The organism is Motilimonas sp. 1_MG-2023 (genome assembly GCF_030547455.1).
In the GTDB taxonomy this organism is placed as follows: Bacteria; Pseudomonadota; Gammaproteobacteria; order Enterobacterales; family CBDFNC01; genus Motilimonas.
The window spans coordinates 1-21,301 of sequence record NZ_JAUOPX010000056.1 but is presented as its reverse complement, the minus strand read 5'-3'; the positions used below and the strand labels follow the sequence as shown (position 1 = coordinate 21,301).

Annotated in this window: 15 protein-coding genes and 1 tRNA gene; 4 read left to right on the top strand and 12 right to left on the bottom strand. The window is 43.1% G+C overall.

What is annotated here, in order from left to right; genetic code table 11:
* Position 1: 1 nt before the first annotated feature.
* From Q4519_RS19760 to Q4519_RS19730, 7 genes are all read right to left on the bottom strand, one after another.
* A complete protein-coding gene (locus tag Q4519_RS19760) occupies positions 2-2,902 on the bottom strand; it encodes an EAL domain-containing protein (protein ID WP_303515342.1) in 2,901 nt (966 codons plus the stop codon).
* Between the two features lie 181 nt (positions 2,903-3,083).
* Complete coding sequence (gene rplT / locus Q4519_RS19755; RefSeq protein ID WP_232801214.1) at positions 3,084-3,443, bottom strand: 50S ribosomal protein L20; 360 nt, start codon at positions 3,441-3,443, stop codon at positions 3,084-3,086.
* 14 nt (positions 3,444-3,457) lie between these two features.
* The gene (gene rpmI / locus Q4519_RS19750; RefSeq protein ID WP_232801215.1) at positions 3,458-3,655 is read right to left on the bottom strand and encodes a 50S ribosomal protein L35; all 198 of its coding nucleotides are present in this window, start codon (positions 3,653-3,655) and stop codon (positions 3,458-3,460) included.
* 95 nt (positions 3,656-3,750) lie between these two features.
* The gene (gene infC, locus Q4519_RS19745) at positions 3,751-4,293 is read right to left on the bottom strand and encodes a translation initiation factor IF-3 (RefSeq protein ID WP_232801367.1); all 543 of its coding nucleotides are present in this window, start codon (positions 4,291-4,293) and stop codon (positions 3,751-3,753) included.
* 3 nt (positions 4,294-4,296) lie between these two features.
* The gene (gene thrS, locus Q4519_RS19740; RefSeq protein WP_232801216.1) at positions 4,297-6,222 is read right to left on the bottom strand and encodes a threonine--tRNA ligase; all 1,926 of its coding nucleotides are present in this window, start codon (positions 6,220-6,222) and stop codon (positions 4,297-4,299) included.
* A 176-nt stretch (positions 6,223-6,398) separates the two neighbouring features.
* Positions 6,399-8,060, bottom strand: coding sequence for a DUF342 domain-containing protein (locus Q4519_RS19735; RefSeq protein WP_303515338.1), 1,662 nt, complete (start codon positions 8,058-8,060; stop codon positions 6,399-6,401).
* 217 nt (positions 8,061-8,277) lie between these two features.
* Positions 8,278-9,588 (bottom strand): DEAD/DEAH box helicase, encoded by a 1,311-nt coding sequence (locus Q4519_RS19730; RefSeq protein WP_303515335.1) that lies wholly within the window; start codon positions 9,586-9,588, stop codon positions 8,278-8,280.
* A 146-nt stretch (positions 9,589-9,734) separates the two neighbouring features.
* Between Q4519_RS19730 and Q4519_RS19725 the strand changes: the two genes are divergently transcribed.
* The 3 genes from Q4519_RS19725 (at position 9,735) to fabA (ending at position 14,401) form a co-directional block, all read left to right on the top strand.
* Positions 9,735-11,681 (top strand): exoribonuclease II, encoded by a 1,947-nt coding sequence (locus tag Q4519_RS19725; protein ID WP_303515333.1) that lies wholly within the window; start codon positions 9,735-9,737, stop codon positions 11,679-11,681.
* Positions 11,682-11,967: 286 nt separating this feature from the next.
* Positions 11,968-13,764 (top strand): S16 family serine protease, encoded by a 1,797-nt coding sequence (locus tag Q4519_RS19720; protein ID WP_232801220.1) that lies wholly within the window; start codon positions 11,968-11,970, stop codon positions 13,762-13,764.
* Between the two features lie 106 nt (positions 13,765-13,870).
* The gene (fabA, locus tag Q4519_RS19715; protein ID WP_232801221.1) at positions 13,871-14,401 is read left to right on the top strand and encodes a bifunctional 3-hydroxydecanoyl-ACP dehydratase/trans-2-decenoyl-ACP isomerase; all 531 of its coding nucleotides are present in this window, start codon (positions 13,871-13,873) and stop codon (positions 14,399-14,401) included.
* Between the two features lie 67 nt (positions 14,402-14,468).
* Here fabA and rmf read toward each other — a convergent pair whose 3' ends face one another.
* The 5 genes from rmf to rlmKL all read right to left on the bottom strand — a co-directional run bounded on the left by rmf (position 14,469) and on the right by rlmKL (position 20,905).
* On the bottom strand, positions 14,469-14,645 hold the full coding sequence (gene rmf, locus Q4519_RS19710) for a ribosome modulation factor (RefSeq protein ID WP_232801222.1): 177 nt from the start codon (positions 14,643-14,645) through the stop codon (positions 14,469-14,471).
* Positions 14,646-14,806: 161 nt separating this feature from the next.
* Entirely contained in the window at positions 14,807-16,639 is a 1,833-nt protein-coding gene (locus Q4519_RS19705) for a DUF3466 family protein (RefSeq protein WP_303515326.1), read from the bottom strand.
* A 7-nt stretch (positions 16,640-16,646) separates the two neighbouring features.
* On the bottom strand, positions 16,647-18,563 hold the full coding sequence (locus Q4519_RS19700; protein ID WP_232801224.1) for an ABC transporter ATP-binding protein: 1,917 nt from the start codon (positions 18,561-18,563) through the stop codon (positions 16,647-16,649).
* A gap of 3 nt (positions 18,564-18,566) precedes the next feature.
* On the bottom strand, positions 18,567-18,791 hold the full coding sequence (locus tag Q4519_RS19695; RefSeq protein ID WP_303515321.1) for a glutaredoxin family protein: 225 nt from the start codon (positions 18,789-18,791) through the stop codon (positions 18,567-18,569).
* Positions 18,785-20,905: a bifunctional 23S rRNA (guanine(2069)-N(7))-methyltransferase RlmK/23S rRNA (guanine(2445)-N(2))-methyltransferase RlmL gene (rlmKL, locus tag Q4519_RS19690; protein WP_238481365.1), complete on the bottom strand. Its 2,121-nt coding sequence runs from the start codon at positions 20,903-20,905 to the stop codon at positions 18,785-18,787. Before rlmKL ends, Q4519_RS19695 begins: the two co-directional genes overlap by 7 nt.
* Positions 20,906-21,224: 319 nt before the next feature.
* Between rlmKL and Q4519_RS19685 the strand changes: the two genes are divergently transcribed.
* Positions 21,225-21,301, top strand: a tRNA-Met gene (locus Q4519_RS19685).

Below are 21,301 nucleotides of genomic sequence, written 5' to 3'. Positions count from 1 at the left end.
TTTACTCATTGAGTTTTAAATGAGCTTTGGCCAACGTTTTCTCTTGCAACAAGCGTGGTTTAGCGATACCAAACCCCTGTACATAATCAATCCCAATTAGACTCAGTTTTTCTTCAATCGAACCACTTTCAACATATTCTGCAATGGTCTTAACGCCAACAGCTTTGGCCAGTTCTGAGAAGGAGCGAACCATTGCAAAATCCGTTTCGTCAGCCAATATATCGCGTACAAATGAACCATCAATTTTCAAATAATCAATGGGCAGGCGCTTGAGGTAGGAGTATGAACAGAAGCCGACACCAAAATCATCCAGTGCAAAGCTGCAACCTAATTCACGGAAGGTTTCCATAAAAGATAAGGTACGATCGATGTCGCGAATCGCTTGCCCTTCTGTGACTTCAAAACAGATTTTCGTTGGCGCGATTTTATATTTCTCAAAACACTGCAAGATGTGGTTTTTAACGTCACGATCGGCCATGGATTGACCACATAAGTTAATACTGGCTTTCTCGATATCTTGATAAACATCAGGATGCTTATTCATCCAAATAAAGAAATGCTCAACCACCCACTTATCGATAGAAGCAATCAAATTGTACGTCTCAGCCGCAGGTAAAAACTCGCTCGGGGCAATTAAATCACCTTGTTCATCGCGTAGCCGAAGTAATACTTCAAAGTGATCACCTGTAGCCGTTTTTGTTAATGGCTTAATGGTTTGAAAGGCCAGCTCAAATAAATCGTGAGCTAATGCATCATTTAATTTAGACACCCACCCCATTTCTTGTTGATATCGGCTTACCATACTATTGGTTTCAGAGTAGAAATAAATGCGATTACGGCCCTGCTCTTTCGCGGTATAACAGGCCGTATCGGCAAAACTTAAAACTTCGGCAAACGATTTCATATTTGCTTCAATGGCAACGATCCCAATACTAATCCCCAAGCTAAATACTTGCTCTCCCCAAACAAAACGATAATCTTGTACTACGCAGCGAAGTCGCTCTGCTAGTTCAATGGCGTCATTAACAAAAGCATTAGTTAACATTACACCAAACTCATCCCCACCCAAACGCGCAAGAACTTGGTCTTTAGGGATTTCAGCCACTAACAAACGAGTTAAACTTTGCAGTAATTTATCGCCAACACTGTGGCCACAAGTATCATTTACCACTTTAAACTGGTCTAAATCTAAATAAAAAATGATGTTTTTACCGTGGCCTTCCTGCTCTCCGGTGATTACTTGAGTCACACACTCTTCAAATTTTCGGCGATTATATAAGCCTGTTAGTTGGTCATGCTGGGCCATGTAACGCAAGCGTAATTCCTGCTTTTTGCGCTGTGTAATATCAACAATTGAGCCATCAATAATGCGGTCTTCATTATGATAGAAGTTTGATAAACGTAGGTTTAATAGCGCCCAAAAAATACTGCCATCAACACGAACTACTTTAATCTCTACATTATTAACAAAGCCTTTTTCTAACATCTCAGTTATTAAATTATCGCGGCTGTTCTCATGATGATAAAATCGCGACATGTCGCCGCCGTAATTGGCTTGCAAATCGTCAAAATTTTTATAACCAAAACTGGCGCAAAGTGCAGCATTAGCTGACAAGACCTCGCCCGAGAGCGTACTGGTAAATAAACCTTCCGGCGCATTTTGGAAAATATCAAAGTAACGGGCATTACTGATATCAGCTTGTGCTTGGGCATCATTCTTTTGTTGCTTCTCTTGAGAGGTGCGATGGGCTAAGGCCAAAGCCAAAAAGATCAAACCAAGAAAGGCCGAACCAGCGACAAATTGCTCAGTAAAGTCATTTCGTGGAATAACAGCAAAGCGGTTCAGTAGTAAAAAGCCCATGCCGACAATAAATAACAACCAAGAGGTTGCGAATAATCGGGCTAAGTTATTACCTCTAATCCAGTAATAGCCTGCTTCAATTAATGAACTCAGCGCCATGAACGACACCACTACCGCCAAGAAATACAAAGCAAATTGAAAATTAACTATCAGCGGCGAGATGATTAAAGCAATACACGCCCCAAATAGGCTCTTGTTGAGTAAGCTGATGGCGCGGTTACGTTTGAAATGTTTTAAGCCTTCGCCAAGCATACTTAAAATTAAACACAATAAACCGACAGACATAATCAATAAGTTATCGTGCCAATAGTTTAGGCTGGAGAAGAAGAAAATACTGGCATACCCTTTTAATATCCAAAGCGTCGTCACGAAACACAAGCAAAACGCACTGTAGAAAAAGAATCGTGCCTCTTTCAGCATAATGAAAAGAAACAGGCTGTAGCAGCACATTAAAAGGAAAATGCCTGTCAGAATGCCAGTAAGAAGCTTATTATTCAGTTGTTCACTGAAATACCACTTCATTTCCCACAGGGTCATTGGTAGCTGTAAAAAACCACTATTCTCTGCTTTTATATAGACAGTTATGGTTCGCCCGGCTGGGATCTCAACGGGCACGCTAAATGCGCGGCTAGGAAAAGGTTTATTTTCAAATGGTCGATCTGTTCCGAGATTATACTGAAAAGCCAGTAAGTTATTCTCGACAATGTAAATATCTAATATATTCGTGAGGGAGTAGCCAACTTCAAGTAAGGTTGATACATCTGTTATTGAATGATTATCAAGATTAAATTTAAACCAATAAGGGTGAGAGACTAAACCAAAGCTCAAGACCTCTTGTTCACTTACTTCCCAAGTATCTTGATATTCTCCTATCAATAAATCTTTAATGCTGATCCGACTTGCAGAGTCTGCTTGAAATAACACGCCTTGACCAAGATTGAGTTGCTGGAATGCGGGCGAGATAGCTTGAGAATAAGGGGGCGTTTGTGCAGCAGCTATAGTGGTAAAAAACCAACAAACTAATATTAATAATCTAAACAAGACAATCTACATCCATGTTCTAACAACGACAAGCAAGTAAAACTAATTGCACTTTTGCTGAGCATATCATAATTAAGATGCTGTTCTCATCTTTAGTCACTGTAAGTGATTATTTATTTGCACTGAGCTTTTGCGGGATCAAAAAAAGGAGGCTAAGCCTCCTTTTTTTATCAAGCTAATATTACTTAGCTAGTGCACCTTTAGCGGTATCAACTAAAACAGCAAATGTGTTTTTGTCGAATACAGCGATGTCGGCAAGGATCTTACGATCGATTTCAACAGATGCTTTTTTCAGACCGTCAATAAAACGGCTGTAAGACAGGCCATTTTGACGAGATGCGGCGTTAATACGCGCAATCCATAGTTGACGGAACTGACGCTTACGTTGACGACGGTCACGGTAAGCATATTGACCCGCTTTAGTTACTGCTTGTACTGCTACGCGAAATACGCGTGAACGTGCACCGTAATAACCTTTAGCTTGTTTTAGAACCTTTTTGTGACGAGCGCGAGCTACGACACCACGTTTTACTCTTGGCATTTTCTAATCTCCCCTTATGCGAATGGCATCATGCGACGTACTGAAGCAACATCAGATGCTGCTACCATGCTTTTAGCACGTAAGTGACGTTTACGCTTGGTGCTCTTCTTAGTCAGGATATGACGTAGGTGAGACTGTTTACATTTGAAACCGCCAGAAGCCGTTTTCTTAAAGCGCTTTGCAGCACCTTTGTTAGTTTTCATTTTTGGCATTGCGAACTCCGCATTGTTCAATGAATAAAAATAATAGAGGCGAATTAAATAGAGCTTGCCTAAACAAGCTCACTCAATTACTTGCTGAGCCTTTATTACCGCTTTTTAGGGCCAAGTACCATAACCATTTGGCGACCTTCCATTTTCGGGAAAGACTCCACGACAGATATCTCTTCTAAGTCCGCTTTGATACGGTTTAGTAGATCAACGCCAAGTTCTTGGTGTGCCATTTCACGACCACGAAAACGCAGTGTGATTTTAGCCTTGTTACCCTCTTCTAAGAAGCGAGTCAGGTTGCGCAGTTTTACCTGATAATCGCCTATGTCAGTTCCAGGACGGAATTTTATTTCCTTCACTTGGATCTGTTTCTGCTTTTTCCGCTGGTCTTTAGCGGATTTGCTTTTTTCGTAAATAAACTTACCGTAGTCCATAAGACGACAGACAGGTGGCTCAGCATTAGGGCTGATCTCAACCAGGTCCAGTTGCTGCTCAGCAGCTTGAGCCAGTGCTTCAGTGAATGAAACAATACCTATTGGTTCGCCATCTGCATTAGCTAAACGAACTTCATTAAGACCTGTGATCTCGTCATTAATACGATTTAGTTTGCCCGCCTGTTGGGGCTTTCTTCCACCTTTTATAGCTTATTCCTCCAAATTGATTTGAGTTCGGTTTCGGATCTCTTGACTGAGTTTTTCAACAATAGCGTCAAGTTTGAATTTACCTAGATCCTCACCTTTTCGTGTTCTTACTGCTACTTCGCCAGCTTCGACTTCCTTATCGCCGATAACCAACATGTAAGGTACACGCTTTAATGTATGCTCGCGGATTTTAAAGCCTATCTTCTCATTTCTCAAGTCCGCATTCACTCTAATGCCTGATTTTTGCAATTTTTCAACAATTTCATGGGCAAAATCAGCTTGCTTATCAGTAATATTCATTACAACCGCTTGAACAGGTGATAACCAAGTCGGGAAAAAGCCCGCACAATCTTCAGTAATAATACCAATGAAGCGTTCAAGTGAACCTAAAATGGCTCGGTGGATCATAACAGGCACATGGCGTTCATTATCTTCACCCACATATGAGGCACCTAAACGACCCGGCATCGAGAAGTCTAATTGCACCGTACCACATTGCCATGCACGATCTAAGCAGTCATAGAGTGTGAATTCAATTTTAGGGCCATAGAATGCGCCTTCACCAGGTAAGTACTTAAATTCTAAATTTTTAGAATTCAGTGCATCGGCAAGTGCCTGCTCCGCTTTATCCCAAACAGCATCATCTCCCACACGTTGCTCAGGACGCGTGGACAGTTTAATTTCAATGTCTGTAAAACCAAATGTTTTGTAAGTTTCAAATACCATATCAATACAGCTGGATACTTCAGCAAGTATTTGATCTTCAGTACAGAAAATATGAGCATCATCTTGAGTAAAACCACGAACACGCATCAAACCATGGAGCGAGCCCGATGGTTCGTTACGATGACAAGAGCCAAACTCAGCCATGCGAAGCGGCAGGTCACGGTACGATTTTAACCCTTGGTTAAAGATCTGCACATGACCAGGACAGTTCATTGGTTTAATCGCATATTCACGATTTTCGCTACAAGTACAGAACATGCCGTCAGCATACTTGTCCCAGTGGCCTGATTTTTCCCATAATGAACGATCTAAAATTTGTGGCGCTTTCACTTCTTGATACTGATACTTAACTAGCTTTTCACGCACAAAGGTTTCCAATTCACGGAAAATAGTCCAACCGTTGTGGTGCCAAAACACCATACCTGGCGCTTCTTCTTGCATATGATAAAGGTCAAGCTGTTTACCAATTTTACGGTGATCACGCTTGGCCGCTTCTTCTAAGCGCTTTAAATAGCTGCTTAACTGCTTTTTGTCAGCCCAAGCTGTACCGTAAATGCGTTGCAGCATCTTATTATCAGAATTACCACGCCAATAGGCACCAGCCACTTTCATCAGTTTAAAGTGATGACAGAACTTCATATTGGGTACATGTGGGCCACGACACATATCAACGTATTCTTCATGATGGTACAAGCCTGGTCTCGCATCTGCTTCTATCCCGGCGATGATCTCAAGCTTATAATCTTCGCCACGAGCTTTGAACACAGCAGCAGCTTCTTCAAGAGGGACTTTCTTTTTAACCACCACATAATTGGTTTTAGCCAATTCAAGCATGCGTTTTTCAAGCTTCGCTAAATCATCTTCACTCAGAGGCTCTTCCATATCAACGTCATAGTAGAAACCGTTATCAATAGTCGGACCAATCGCCATCTTGGTATTTGGCCATAATTGCTTAATTGCATGACCTAATAAGTGAGCACAAGAGTGACGTAGAATTTCTAAACCTTCTTCGTCTTTCGCGGTGATAATAGAAACATTAACGTCTTTATCGATGGGATCACAAGCGTCGACAAGTACACCGTCAACACGACCAGCGATACAGGCTTTAGCAAGCCCCGGACCGATATCCTGTGCAATTTCCATCACACTTGTTGTATTTTCGAATTGGCGTTGGCTGCCATCAGGAAGAGTAATTAAAGGCATGAGCTTTCCTTGTTACAGTGGTGACGCATACCAAGCGCCACATGTGTGTCTAATTTGACTGATTACAGTCGATAAAATAGTTGGTCGACAATAGTAGAGAAAAGCCCTGCGCAAATCAATGTTACTGGGGAGATATCTAGCGCTTCCTCATGAGAACTAGGCGCTAGTTATAAACGTTAGTTAAGTGGAGATATTTGCAGTTTATTGTCAAGCAAACCAACAAACGCCCCTTGACGTTCATGATCTATCGCCAGTGTGTGCTCATCCAGTGAGATGACAACACCGCTATATAAGTGGCCTTGACAAGTTAGTCGAGCCTGCGTTATGTAATTCTCAATATAGTTATCTATCGTCTCAACTCGCTGCTTAACGTCATTAATGCGCGCTTCTTCATGTTGCTTACTCAGGTTTAAGCGGTGAATGAGGGTGGTTTTTTTATCTGTATCGGGCAATTGATTTACCTTAGTGGCTGCTTGATCAATTTCATGTAACTTATGTTCTTCCTCCTCAATTTCTTGTAATAGCACTTTTCGCTCAAGGTATTTCGCAGCCAAATCGCCCAGCATGTTTATTTCCGTACGTGTACCGGCATCTGCTCCGACATTGACAGCGGCCACCCCTTTCAGGGCACGCACTATACCGCCAAGAATCGTTCCTTTACGTCCTCCCGCATCCATCACTTCAACTTTATCAAAGCAGGTAACATCACAGTGGATCAACTGGTGATTGAAATGTAACGTGCCATGGCACGTTATTTTAGTATATTGCGCGAAAACCCCTTCAATGGATCCATGAGCCGTCAAATGACAACTATAATGGTCACCTTCTTCGGTGTGGTGCCCTATTACACCTTTTTCGATAATTAGATCACCACCCGCTTCCACCTCGGCCGATTCAACAATGCCGCCAACATTAATGTCACCGGTGGCTTTTACCTTCATCCCTTCACAAATATCGCCTTTAATTAGAATGCTGCCATCAAAATCAACGTGACCAAATCCAACATCCACATTGGGGATCATTAATACATCGTCAACAATCATTCCACGCTCAATCTCTATGGGTATGCCTGTTTTGGTTGCGACTAAATAATTCGGGTTTTTGCTACTAATTTCCGTGTTTTTTCCAACATCAAATTCAAGCTCTTTACCTTCTTTATGGACAATTACCTCGCCAGTTACCTTAAAGCCATCTTCGCCAAGTGTGTGCGGATGCTTACGCATTAACGGCTTACCTTTACTCACAGAGATAAGGGCTCCTAAATCACGCATATCTACCTTGCCACTTTGCAATTTTTTGGGCTTACGAACCCGCTCTTTTAACGTTTCAACTAATCGTTCAAAACGCGTATCCGTGCCATTTTTAGCCGCTAAGCCCTTGGCGATTGGCGCTCGAATCACTTTTCCAGGCTGTGCTTTATTTAGTGTCGAGATCAACGCAACAATATTATTGGTGCGGATCCCATAAGTTACGCCCGCCGAACTAAGGGCTTCTTTTACTGTAACTTCATCTAATTTGTTACCTCCCCAAGCTGCAGTAACATTGGCAAAGGCCGTCATTTTTTCTTTGTCTAAGTCAATTGAGATCACCGCATCAAGACGCTGGGCAATAATAATGGGCTTATTGTCCTCGTCTGATACCTCAGCTTCTTCTCTTAGCTTGGCAAACAGCTTAACTGCTTCGGTTAGCCCGACTGCACTGGGCTTGAATTTCTCATAAGGGCTAGCCGCCAATGCCATTAACAGGTGTTCTTCTTTAATAACATCGGCTAATGGCTCAATGGAGAGTAATAAATCAACATTATTTTCATGGAGTGTAAACAGGTCAGGTGAGATCATGAAAAAGCTCCTTATGGGCACATAAGCTAGAATAATGACCCTAGCGTGAAGCGACTAGTTGCTCAATCATTTTCGCCAAATTAGACTAGAACCGAGATAGAGATCAAGCTCTTAGCACTGTTAATCATCTTCTATTATATCAACCTTAGACCATTACACCTCGCAGTGAATTAAAGACATAAAAAAAGCAGCATATATGCTGCTTAGAAAGTCGTTATTACGGCTTTGGTTTACGCCGCATTGGCGCATCACCAACATCCACACCTTTAAGGTAAGTTTTATTAACTGATTTAGTCCGTGTGGCTTTCACTTTAGTGGTTCGACCTTGTTTACCTTTTTTGATCTCATCGGTACGCGTCACTTTTTTAGCCACTTTTAATCCTGTAAACTTAGCTTTTAGCGCTGCAACCGAATCAAAGCTGATAGGCTGGTTTAGATAAGCTTCTACTGCTTGAAAGTTTTCCCAGTCTTTAGGCCCGACTAATGAAATTGCACTGCCCTTTGAGCCAGCGCGGCCAGTACGACCAATTCGATGAACATATTCTTCCGCATGCTTGGGCATGTCAAAATTAACCACGTGTGACACATTAATTAAATCTAAGCCACGAGATGCAATATCCGTCGTCACTAGCACCTGTTGCTGACCACGAGAAAAACCATCCATTATTTTATTACGGTTACCTTGGTTCATGTCGCCACTTAAGGCAACACTATTTAACCCTAGCTCGGTAATGTATTCTGCTAAGGTTTGCGTATCCGCACGAGTAGCAGTAAACACTATCATTTGAGTAATGTTTTCTTCACTGAGTAATGCTTTTAACAGCGCTTTTTTGTGATCTAAATTATCAGATAAATAGAAGCGTTGGGTGATATCGGTATGCTCATCATTAGCACCACCAATCGACACCCGAACCGGCGCTTTAAGTAACTGCTGCGCAATACTGCTTACCTCGGTGTTATCTAAGGTTGCAGAGAACAACAAGGTTTGACGCAAACGGTGATCAGCCGCGCGGTTTATTTGTAACAGTTGATCGGCAAAACCTAAATCTAACATCCGATCGGCTTCATCCAATATTAACATTTCGAGGCCATTGAGGTGGATCTGGCGCTGGGTAAGATGATCAGCAATTCGCCCAGGCGTCCCGACGATAAATTGCGGGTCTTTTAACAATTGCTTGGCTTGATCATTAAAATTTTCCCCGCCCACGATTAGACTGGCTTTGACACCTGTACCCGCGACCAATAGTCGTAATTGTCCGTAAACCTGCTTAGCCAACTCACGGGTTGGGGTCAAGATCAACACCCTCGCGTCGCGCTTACTTAACGCGCGCTGTTTAAGAACTCGTTGCATTGCCGGCAATAGAAATGCCAACGTCTTCCCAGAGCCCGTTTTTGAAGAGGCAATCATATCTTTGCCTTGCATCGCCACAGGAATGGCTTGGCGCTGTATATCGGTGGCCGTGGTAAGGCCTTGATGAGATAACGGGGTTAATAATCGACGATCTAATGAGAATTCTTCAAAATCCAAGGGTGATGCTCCGCAAACTAATACTTAAATAACGCAGTGATTATACCCTGTTGTCGCAATTGGAGCGACCAACAAAACCGATAACACTTGGATTTCATCTGCGCAAACCTTATATTGCCACAATCTCAACGTCGGTAGATGAATATATGTTTCAAGATAATCCGCTGCTAGCGCAGCTAAAACAGCAAATGCAATCCGAGCTGCCTAAAAAAGAAGGCATCATCAAAGCCACCGAGCGCGGCTTTGGATTTTTAGAAACCGATGATAAAGAAAGCTATTTCATCACCCCAAATGAAATGAGAAAGGTATTACATGGTGACAGGGTCATTGCCATCATTCGTGAAACTGGTGATAAGCCAACTGCTGAGCCAGAGTCATTAATCAGCCAGCAGAATACTGAGTTTGTCGGCAAAATTAAGCACTTTAAAGGCAAACTACAGTTTGTTGCTGAAAACCCAGTGTTCAAACATCCATTTAACGCCAAGCTTCATGCAACATTAAAAAGTACCGGTTTAAAGGAAGGGGATTGGGTTAAAGCAAGTTTGACGCAACACACACTGAAAGACGAAAAACGCTTTGCCGTGCTAATAAATGAAAAAATTGCCGCGGGGGACGATCCCTACGTCGGCCGCTGGGTGACCTTAGCAAAACTTGATTTAGCCACCACCCCGCCAGCGCCGCCTCTAACTTGGCCTGAACTAGACGCAAGTCAAAGAGCCGATTATCAACACCTCCCCTTTTTCACCATTGACAATGAAACAACCCAAGATATGGATGACGCCCTTCATATAGAAGCGCGTGAAAATGGCTGGCAATTAACCATCGCTATTGCTGATCCCACGGCTTACATCCCCCCGCAAAGCGAGCTTGAGCGCATTGCTGCTGAACGTGGTTTCACTATTTATATGCCCAATTTCAACGTTCCCATGTTACCTCGCGAGCTGAGTGATGACTTATGCTCACTAAAAGCGGGAGTAGCGCGCGTTGCGATAGTCTGTAAAGTGAATATTGATAATCATGGTCATATCATTGATGAAGCACAATTTGAGCTGGCCACCATTCAATCTGTGGCTAAGCTAAGCTATAACCAAGTTTCAGACTTCATAGAACAAACAAACTTAGATTGGCAGCCAGAGCCAGCCATAGCAGAGCAGCTTAAATTACTCGAACAATGCAGCGCCAAACGCTTAGCATGGCGAGAAGCTAACGCCCTCACCTTTGACGACAATCCTGATTATAAATTTGTATTATCTGACACTGGTGAGCTCGAAGAAATTCTAGCACTACCAAGGCGCATCGCACATCGCATGGTAGAAGAAGCCATGGTATTGGCCAATGTTTGCGGAGCGCAATTGTTGACCAAACATCAAGTACAGGGGGTATTCAATTGCCAACCTGGGTTACAAGTCGAGCGGACCAACGAAGCCATAGCATTAATGGCCGAACACGGTTTTGCAGTGACCGCTGAACAATTAACTGACTTAAAACAATATTGTGAAATACGTCGCCAAATCCGTAGCCAAGGTAATCAATACTTAGATTTCAGACTACGTCGTATGTTTGCTTACAGTGAATTTAAGCCCGTTGGCGAACCTCACTTCGCGATGGGGCTACCACTTTACGCAACATGGACCTCGCCCATCCGCAAATACAGTGATCTAGTTAACCACTATCAAATCAAAAGCATCTTAACGCAACAGCCCACCACAATGCTGGATGAAAATCTTGGCAATCAAATAAATGAAAAGCGCAAAAAACAGCGCATGGCTGAAAACGGCGCCAATGCTTGGTTATACGCCCAGTACCTCGCTGCTAGAGCCAACACAGGCGAAGTCTTTAATGGCCAAGTGGTGGATGTAGTACGTGCAGGCGTTAGAGTTAAACTGTTAGACATAGGCGCATTTGTGTTTATCCCATCCAGTTTCCTTCACAAAGACAAAGAGCAACTTCAGTGCCGCATGGAAACAGGTCATGTGTTAATCAATGATCAAGTTGTTCTTACACAAGGGCAAAAGTTGGATGTCGAAATTCATGAAGTAAACATTGATACGAAAAATTTTATTGCTCGTCCACATCGACCATTATTACCATAACTTAATGAATCGCCGATTAGGGTTATATTTGAATAAGATAGCCCTAATTTTAACACCATACTAGCACTAAAAAGTTGGCAGCCAGAGCTGCCAATTTCTTTCAACCGGCTGACTCATTGATTTGATTTCTTCATTCTGATTAAGACCAACCCCATTGATTGCCTAATAACACCAATGAAGTACAGATATCTGGCTACAATTCCTGTTTCAGCAAATTAAGGCAACGGTCGATTTATCCTAACGATACAGGTTATAATGCTCGCTTTATCCTTAACGGAACACCCACTTGCCTAAGTTAAATCCTTTATCACTCGATCTGTTGCAACCTGACTTCACATCTCTGATAACACACAAGTCTCGTAACGAAGCATCAGACTGGACAGCCTTATTTCCTTTTGCACAACGAGAGTTAACTGATTTTCAGCTGTTACCCAACAAGCTTCTGACTTTTTGCATCAGTGATTGGAACACCGCCAAAGAATATATTTGCCAGATATTACCCCAGTCATCAGCACAACAATTAGCAACACATTTTGCCATATTTGATCATTGCGAACAGGCAGGCGTCATCATCCATGATCAGCCCGTTACAGCGGCCGATTTCCAACAACTTGACCCAGCCACACAGACACTGCTGACAGAACGCTTCGGCGCCCTGAAACAAGGTAAACTACGCCCACTTCCTGAGCAGCGCTTAGCTTTTTTGAATGCTTTTAATGAGGCGGATTTGTTTGGTGAAATTTACCTCAATAGTGCTCAACAATTGATTTTAAGCCCTGGCGCATTACTGACACAGCGTAATGGCTACTTAGTATTAAATGTGCCACCGTTGCTGGAAAATCCAATACTTTGGTATCAAGTTAAAAGTTATTTATTGACCGGGCAACAACACTGGCAAAATGCGCGTGGCGCAGACAAACTACGAGGTGTAAAACTCCCCGATTCAAGCGCTCTAAATTGTAAAATAATCATTACCGGCAGTCGTAGTCAGTTGGCGGAGTTAAGTCAGCTTGACCCCGAGTTTGCAGGCCTAAACCAGCAGTTTGCTGAAGTAGCCGATGAAGTGAAAATTACTGATAACAACATTGGCTTAGTCCGTGACTTCATTAACTTACAAGCCATGCATAATCAATTAGCGCCACCAGACGATGTTGCTCTTAATGCTTTGCTACAACACCTGAGTGCGCGCCGTGAGCATCGTCATTATATTCAATTTAACGTGAGTTATTTGAGTAAATTGTTTAACCGTTGTCGATTGATTAATGCTCACTTCTCACCCGCTGTGCTGAGTGAATATATCGCGCAGCAAAAAAATGCCATGATTTTGCCGCAAAGTTACAGTGACGAGTCGATTGTTGAGCAACAAATACCAATCCAATTACAAGGACACGCTGTTGGTCAAATAAATGGGCTCTCAGTCGTAGAGCTTGATGGCCATCCTATCGAATTCGGTGAAGTATTTCGCGTCACCGCTGCCGAATTCTTAGGCGATGGTGAAGTGATTGACGTTGAACGTAAGGCTGAAATGGCGGGTAATATTCATTCCAAAGCCATGATGATAGTGGAAAGCTACTTAAGCCAAGTCTTTGGTAAAGAAGAGCACGTACCTTTTTCAGCCAATATAGTCTTTGAGCAAAGCTATAGTCATACCGATGGCGATAGCGCGGCGGTTGCCACTTATGTGGCGTTAATGTCCGCTTTATCACAACAACCTGCACGCCAAGATCTCGCCATGACAGGCGCGATGGATCAAGCGGGTAATGTGATGGCCGTGGGCGGCATAAATGAGAAAATAGCCGCCATTTGCCGGACCGCTCAATTAAAACAACTTAATAGTCCAGTAACTGTATTGATCCCCGCATCAAATTTGATCAACCTAAGTTTAGATCATGATGTGTTGGAAGCCGTTAAGGGTAAACGCTTAACTATCTATGCCATCAGCCATGTCGATCAAGCCATTAGCATTGCCATTAGTGATGTGGATACGGTTTATGATGCGATCCGTCATCGAATAAAAGAGCTAGGTGGCCGCGATGATGATGAAGATACTTGGCTGGCAAAATGCTTACAATTTTTCCGTTAAAGCAAGTTGTTGCACACACCATTACAGACTCTAACTTGCATGGCGGCAGGCTTTTATATAAAGTGTGCCACTTTGTTTTTATATCAAACTACCAACGAGTGAGATTATGACCTCTCAAAAAGATTTAGGTAAGCACGCTTACACTAAAGAAGAGCTACAAGCATGTGGCCGTGGTGAATTATTTGGTGAAAGTAATTGCCAATTACCAGTCGATAACATGTTAATGATGGATCGTATCCTAAAGATTAATGAGACTGATGGTGAGCACGGTAAAGGCGAGATTATCGCTGAACTAGACATCAATCGCGATCTTTGGTTCTTTGATTGTCACTTCCCTGGCGACCCTGTCATGCCTGGCTGTCTTGGTTTAGATGCCATGTGGCAATTAGTCGGCTTCTTCCTTGGCTGGAGTGGTGGCCCGGGTAAAGGTCGCGCTCTTGGTGTAGGTGAAGTTAAATTCACCGGTCAAATCTTACCAACGTCGAAAAAAGTCACTTACAAAATCACCATGAAGCGCGTCATCATGCGTAAATTAGTCATGGGTATTGCTGATGGTGAAGTGTCAGTAGACGGCCGCGTTATCTACACCGCGAAAGATTTAAAAGTAGGCTTATTTAAAGATACTGACAGCTTCTAATTTTCGCCAGAGCGATAATTTAGAAACTTGTAACATCAAATAAGAAAGCCCCTTACGGGGCTTTTTTTTATTTCATAAAGAGACCGTGACTCCTTTCTTCATAAGCATCACGCCAACCTCCTAGCCAAGAGCTTTTGGCATCCACCTGCTGAAACGGACAAACTTCTTTTGCTCGTCCAAGCACTCCAGCATGATAACCTTTGGCGTGAGCACGCGCTAAACGATCTCTTTTTTGTCTTTTCATTGAGTACGACCTCTTATGACTAATAAAAACACAAAGCCATTTCAACTTTGTTATTTAGAATTAGATGAGTTTTGCAGGTACGTCAATGTCGCTTTTAAGCGATTTCAGCGCGTTTTTAATAACTCACTGAAACCGTTTCATTTAGCAAATGGCTATTATTTCTATTTTGTGAACTTGCGCAACACTAGTAAAGGTAACCCAAGTAACAACAGCCAAAATGCATTACCGCCCGAGCGTGTAAATGGTTTGTCAATCACCTCAGCTTCCTTAGAGTCATAACAACTAGGCTGGCTGTTTATGTCACCTGCTGATAGATTTCGTGTTAATTTTAGTAATACAGGGTGTGCATTAACCATGTTAATAAAGTCATCTTTGTTATCGTAACGATAACCAGTCGCCAAAATGGTGCCGTCATCGCTAATGTCTTTTGCTTTTTCAAAGCGGTAATAAGGTAACTTAACGACGCCTTGAGCATCTTTAGTACATACAAGGTCGTTGAGGTACCATGCATCTTGGGTGCTAACATCGTAGACAAATGCAGATTGGCGACGTGGATTTCCCGATTCCACAGGCTGAACCTCACCTGGGGCATCGGCCCAGCCAACCACAAGCCCGCTATCATTGATCGCGCTAGCCTGACTGTTTGCGCCGGGTTTATTGCTGTTAGTACCTTCAACTCGCTCTTTTTTGGTACGGATGTTTTTATCCGCCAACGGCAAAATAGCTGTTTGGGCTGCTTTATCAAAGATAAAAAACTCAGTTGGACGGTTACGCCCCTTGACCAGTTCAAATACGCGGTTACCAATAATCAGACCGTTATTGTTAATATCCGTGGCCCAAGTATGACGAAGATTATCATTAGGATCATCAACCCCCATTTCAACTTGCGTCAGTTCAACTGGATTCGCTAAATACTCACCGTTTTCATTGGGCGTCATATAAACTGCGCGAGCACGATCACCACGCTCACTATTGTTCATACGCTGACTAGAGAAACCAACCACAACACCTTGCTTGTCACTACTAAATCCAGCGGCGCTGTAAATCATTCCTTTCTCACCACCGCGATTATCCAACCATTGTTCAGTCGGGTTAGCCACCATTGCGCTTCCCTCGAGAGAGCCAGTGTCACAGCCATTAGTGACATCCCAAACCCAAGGCTGAGTGTTAAATCCTGGACAATACGTGAGTTCGTTATATCGATTGCGATCGTCATCGGTTGTGCTAGCAAAGCAACGATCAAGGTATATATTTTCATCATTAGGACGATTGACACTGGCGTGGCCAAACACTAGCTTACGGGTTTCACCATTAGCAAACGTAACCTCACTGATGTTGTAAGCCGCACTAAAACCACCTCGCGTAAGGTCGGTTGTTGGTTTTAACTGACACACTTCGCCCGTGGCCGATTTATAAAAAGCATGGCGAGTAAAATCGCGGCTAAAAGGAGTGCCCGTTGAGTAAGTGGCTGAACCATAGCCCACTGTTTCACCACTATCAGAGATATCAGTAACAACTTGATCGGTTGAGTTAGTATTAGCATTATCAAATACGTTAGTGCGGTTAGGATTTAAGTCCGCACCTAGGGTAAAAGGAATAAACTGGCTACTGTAATAATTGTCAGCCGCTTTAGTTTGATCTAAGCGCCACTTACGAATTGCGTTTTCATAACTACTTTGCGCAGCGCTGTTGCTGCCTTGATAAATGACTTCACAAATTTCGTTTGAATAATAGCATTCGCGTTCATAGGTGAAATGCAGGCCATAATCTATTGCCTCAATCGAAGACCGTGTTGTTAGACCAGCAGCTAGCGTGCCATTGGGCGAGATTGCAACCGCATAAGGACCAAAGTTTGCCTGTTCAAAGTCACCGGTTTTGTTAATCGCAACTTCTTCAATTTCATAATACGCACCAGGGTTCACAGGTGTGGCAAGCGCGCTTGATGCATAAGCTAAGCCTAATGCAATAGATAATGCTGATAATTTAACGTTCATTAACGAGTTATTCCCCTGTTTGTAAAGCTTCTAATTCTTCCCAACGCTCTAAAGCTGTTTCAAGCTGCTGCTCTAATTCCGTTAGTTTTAACAATTTAGCCGTAGTTTCATCACTGGGACGATTGAAAAATGCTGGATCATTTACTTCTTCTTGCAGTACTTCCATGTCAGATTCAATTGTCTCTAACAAGCTCGGTAGTTGCTCCAACTCTAATTTTAATTTGTAAGATAATTTGTTCTTTTTTGCGACAGCGGGTTTAGTCACCACTGGGCTAACTATTTTTTCTGCGTTTTTTTCTGACTTAACGGCCTTAGTTTGTTCGGCTCTGGCATCTAAAATTGCACGCGCATCTGCGTAGCCACCCACAAAAGCTTCAACCTCGCCGTCGCCCTTAAATACCCAACTGTGAGTCGCCGTGTTATCAACAAAATGACGGTCATGACTCACGAGTAATAACGTGCCCTTGTAATTGGCAAGTAATTCTTCTAAAAGTTCCAATGTTTCAACATCTAAATCATTGGTTGGCTCATCGAGAATAAGCAAATTACTTGGTTTCAAGAAAATTTTGGCTAACAACAGACGGTTTTTTTCACCGCCCGATAAGGCCTTAACCGGCGTGCGAGCTCGTTTAGGATGAAATAAAAAGTCCTGTAAGTAGCCCAATACGTGGCGCATCTTACCATTAACTTCAACCTCTTGCTTTCCTTCAGCTAAGTTATCCATCACAGTTTTTTCAGGATCGAGCTTATCGCGATACTGATCAAAATAGGCCACCTCAAGTTTCGTGCCGCATTTGAGCTTTCCACCCTGAACGTCCAACTCACCTAGCATGATTTTTAACAAGGTACTTTTACCACAACCATTAGGGCCAATTAATGCAACTTTGTCGCCTCGTTGGATCATAAAGCTGAAGTCATTAACGATTTTTTGATCTTCAAACTCGTAGGCTAAGTGCTCTGCTTCAAAGACAATCTTGCCTGAGCGCACCGCTTCATCCACATTTATTTTCGCTTTACCCATCACATTAATGCGCTCAGAGCGTTCTTGACGCATCGATTTAAGGGCGCGAACGCGGCCTTCATTTCGCGTGCGGCGAGCTTTAATACCTTGCCTGATCCACACTTCCTCTAAAGCAAGCTTGCGATCAAATTCAGCATTTTGCTCTTCTTCAACACGTAGTGCTTCTTCTTTACGCTCCAGATACAACTCGTAATCACCTGGCCACGAGGTCAAGTTACCACGGTCAATATCAACAATACGCGTTGCTAAGCGGCGAATAAACGCCCTATCGTGACTAATAAATACAATACTGCCAGCAAAGTTCATTAGAAACTGCTCAAGCCATTCAATCGTCGCCACGTCTAAGTGGTTGGTCGGCTCATCAAGAAACAATAAATCCGGCTCACCGACCATGGCTTTCGCTAACGCAACTTTGCGCTGCCAACCACCCGACAATTGATCGAGGGAAATATCAGGATCAATTTCAAGTAACTCAAGGGTTTGATTGATTTTTGAATCCAACAACCAGCCGTTGTGCAAATCCAGTTGCTCTTGTAGTGCCTGTAACCGATTTAACTGCTTGTCTGTTGGATTATTGCCTAACTCATGAGAAAGCTTATGGTATTCTGTAACCGCTTTGCCCACTTCAGCCATGCCACTGGCTACGTATTCATAGGCTGTCACGCCTTCAACTTGGGGAGGGTCTTGTTCTAAGCGCGCTATTTTTAAATCGTTAGTTTTAACAATACGGCCATCATCAAGCTGAATTTCACCACACAACACTTTTAATAATGTGGATTTACCGGCGCCATTTCGGCCCACTAAACAAACACGCTCCTTCGGCTCTATCACCAATTCAGCGTTATCTAATAACGGCGTATCGCCAAAGGCTAAATCCGCTTGTTGCAATGTAATTAATGCCACAGTTTATTCCAAAAATAAGGTTACGGCAGCCGCGTCAAACGGCCAGCCTAAATCATTGTCACTTGAGTCTTTCATTAACACCGGAATGCGCACGCCGAAGCGTTCGACTAATTCATCATCAAGTGCAATATCGATGACGCTATACGTCACCGCTAAATCGTCTAAAATAGCTTTGGCTAACTCACATAAATGACAGCCATCAGCAGAATACAGTGTTACCCCTAACATTTTGTTAAGATCCAACACTGATGAATTTTGTCGTTACGCTTGAAGTCTTCGGGAATCGATGCCTTACTGACATCTTCAATTGAGAAACCAGCTTCCTTCACGCCTACTTCATCTAATTTAAAGCCACGTTTGTTATTAGAAAAAACCAATACGCCACCGTCAGTGAGGTTTTTACTGGCATTGGTCAATAAGGCAACGTGATCGCGCTGCACATCAAACGTGCCGTCCATGCGCTTTGAGTTTGAAAACGTTGGTGGATCTAAGAAAATTAAATCATATTGATGTTTACACTCATCCAGCCATTTCAGCACATCAGCTTGTTCAAATTGATGTGCACCTTTGATTTTATTCAGCGCAAAATTTCGCTTGCCCCAATCAAGATAGGTGTGCGACATATCAACACTTGTGGTCGATGCAGCGCCGCCAAGGGCTGCATGAACAGAGGCACTGGCGGTATAACAGAATAAGTTTAAAAAATGTTTGCCCTTGGCCATTTCACCTAAGCGTTTACGCATTGGACGATGGTCTAAAAACAAGCCTGTATCTAAATAATCGCTCAAGTTAACTTCAAACATCGCGCCATTTTCAATCACATTAAGCAAGGTTTGTCTCTTGGTTAACGCTTGGTATTGGCTTTTTCCTTTTTGTACTTCACGCACTTTAAGGAACAGCTTGTTTTCAGGAATTTGCATAACATAACGCGCGGTTGCCACGATATCGAGCACACGTCGGCGCGCTTTAGCAGGATCTATTTTCTTGGGCGCGGCGTATTCTTGGATCACCACATTATCAGCATAAACGTCAATGGCGACATTGTATTCAGGTAAATCAGCATCGTAAACACGGTAACACTCTATGCCTTCACGCTTAGCCCATTTATTACGCTGCTGTAAATTTTTCTTTAGACGGTTAGCAAAATCTTCTGAATAAATAGCTGGCTTGTCGCTGCTTAAACCACGGTCGCTGATCTGGTAATTTTTCAGTACACACTCTAACGGGCCATTGAACAACTTGTAGGTTTTACTCGCGCGCAAACCAATACAGCTCAATAGCTCTGTATCGGTTGAGAATAACGAACATTGCCAGCCTGGAAATGCTTTTTTGAACTGATTACCCAGTTTTGAGTACAAATCAATGGCGCCGCTCATGTCACCCATACGCTCACCATAAGGCGGGTTGGTAATAATCATCCCAGTTTGGCCATCGAGCGGATTACCAAACTCTGTTGCGTCTTTAACACTAAACGTGATCAAGTCGGCCACACCTGCTCGCTGCGCGTTACCGCGTGCAATCTCAATTAAACGACGACTTTTATCTGATGCGAAAAAGCGGGTGTCACATTTGTTTTCGTTACGCTTATTCATCACGCTGGCTTGCGCGAGCATGCTTTGCCAAAGCTCGGCATCATGACCCGACCAATGTTCAAAAGCATAACCTGTACGTAATAAGCCAGGTGCACGATTCGTCGCCATCAATGCCGCTTCTATGATAATGGTGCCCGAGCCACACATAGGATCGACTAATGCTTGGTCCAGCTGCCAACCACTGCGTTTCACAATCGCGGCGGCTAAGTTTTCTTTTAACGGCGCAGCGCCAGTTTCAGTTTTATAGCCGCGATGATGCAGTGGACTGCCCGCCATATCTAAATAGACATGAGCCTTGTCTTTGAATAAACGCACATTAATACGTACTTGTGCATCCGAGCGCTCAACATCAGGACGCTGATCCAATTTTTTACGGAAACGGTCAACAATGGCATCTTTTACTTTGAGGGCACCAAACTGCGTATTGCGAATGTCATCGTTAGTGCCAGAAAAATCAATGGCGAAGGTTTTATCAACAGCAAACGTATCTTCCCAAGGAATGTAACTACAACCTAGATACAGATCCATCACATCATTGACTTTAAATTCGTTCAACCGCATTAGTACGCGCGAAGCAAATCGCGACCATAAACACACTTTATAGCCTTGCTCTAAGCTACCCGAAAAGCTCACACCTGAGCGAACTGCTTTTGCCCCTTCTATTCCAAAGGATTGCAACTCTTCTTCCACCAAAGATTCAAGACCTTGGGCTGTGGTAACAAAGTATTCATATATAGTGCTAGTAGACATTAATTTTTCCGAGGTTAAAGATACCACTGCAGAATGCCGCTGGGCACTCTGATAAATAAGAGCCGCATTATAACGTAAGCGAGAGTTTTACGCATAAACAAATCTGAGTAGCGGTAGAAAGGCAGTGTTTATTCTTGCCCCCTTAGCACCTTAAACCAATTAGCCTTGTGTTCTCTATAAAGTGTGATCAGGTTTAAAAAACAGCACAATGCCCACTTCCCCGCCACATTGCTTAACAAATGGTCAAACAGTATTAAAATTACGTTTACCTCTTGCATAACGCCATTCATCTCTATACTATTCGCCGCACTTAGACGGACGCGGGATGGAGCAGTCTGGTAGCTCGTCGGGCTCATAACCCGAAGGTCGTTGGTTCAAATCCAGCTCCCGCAACCA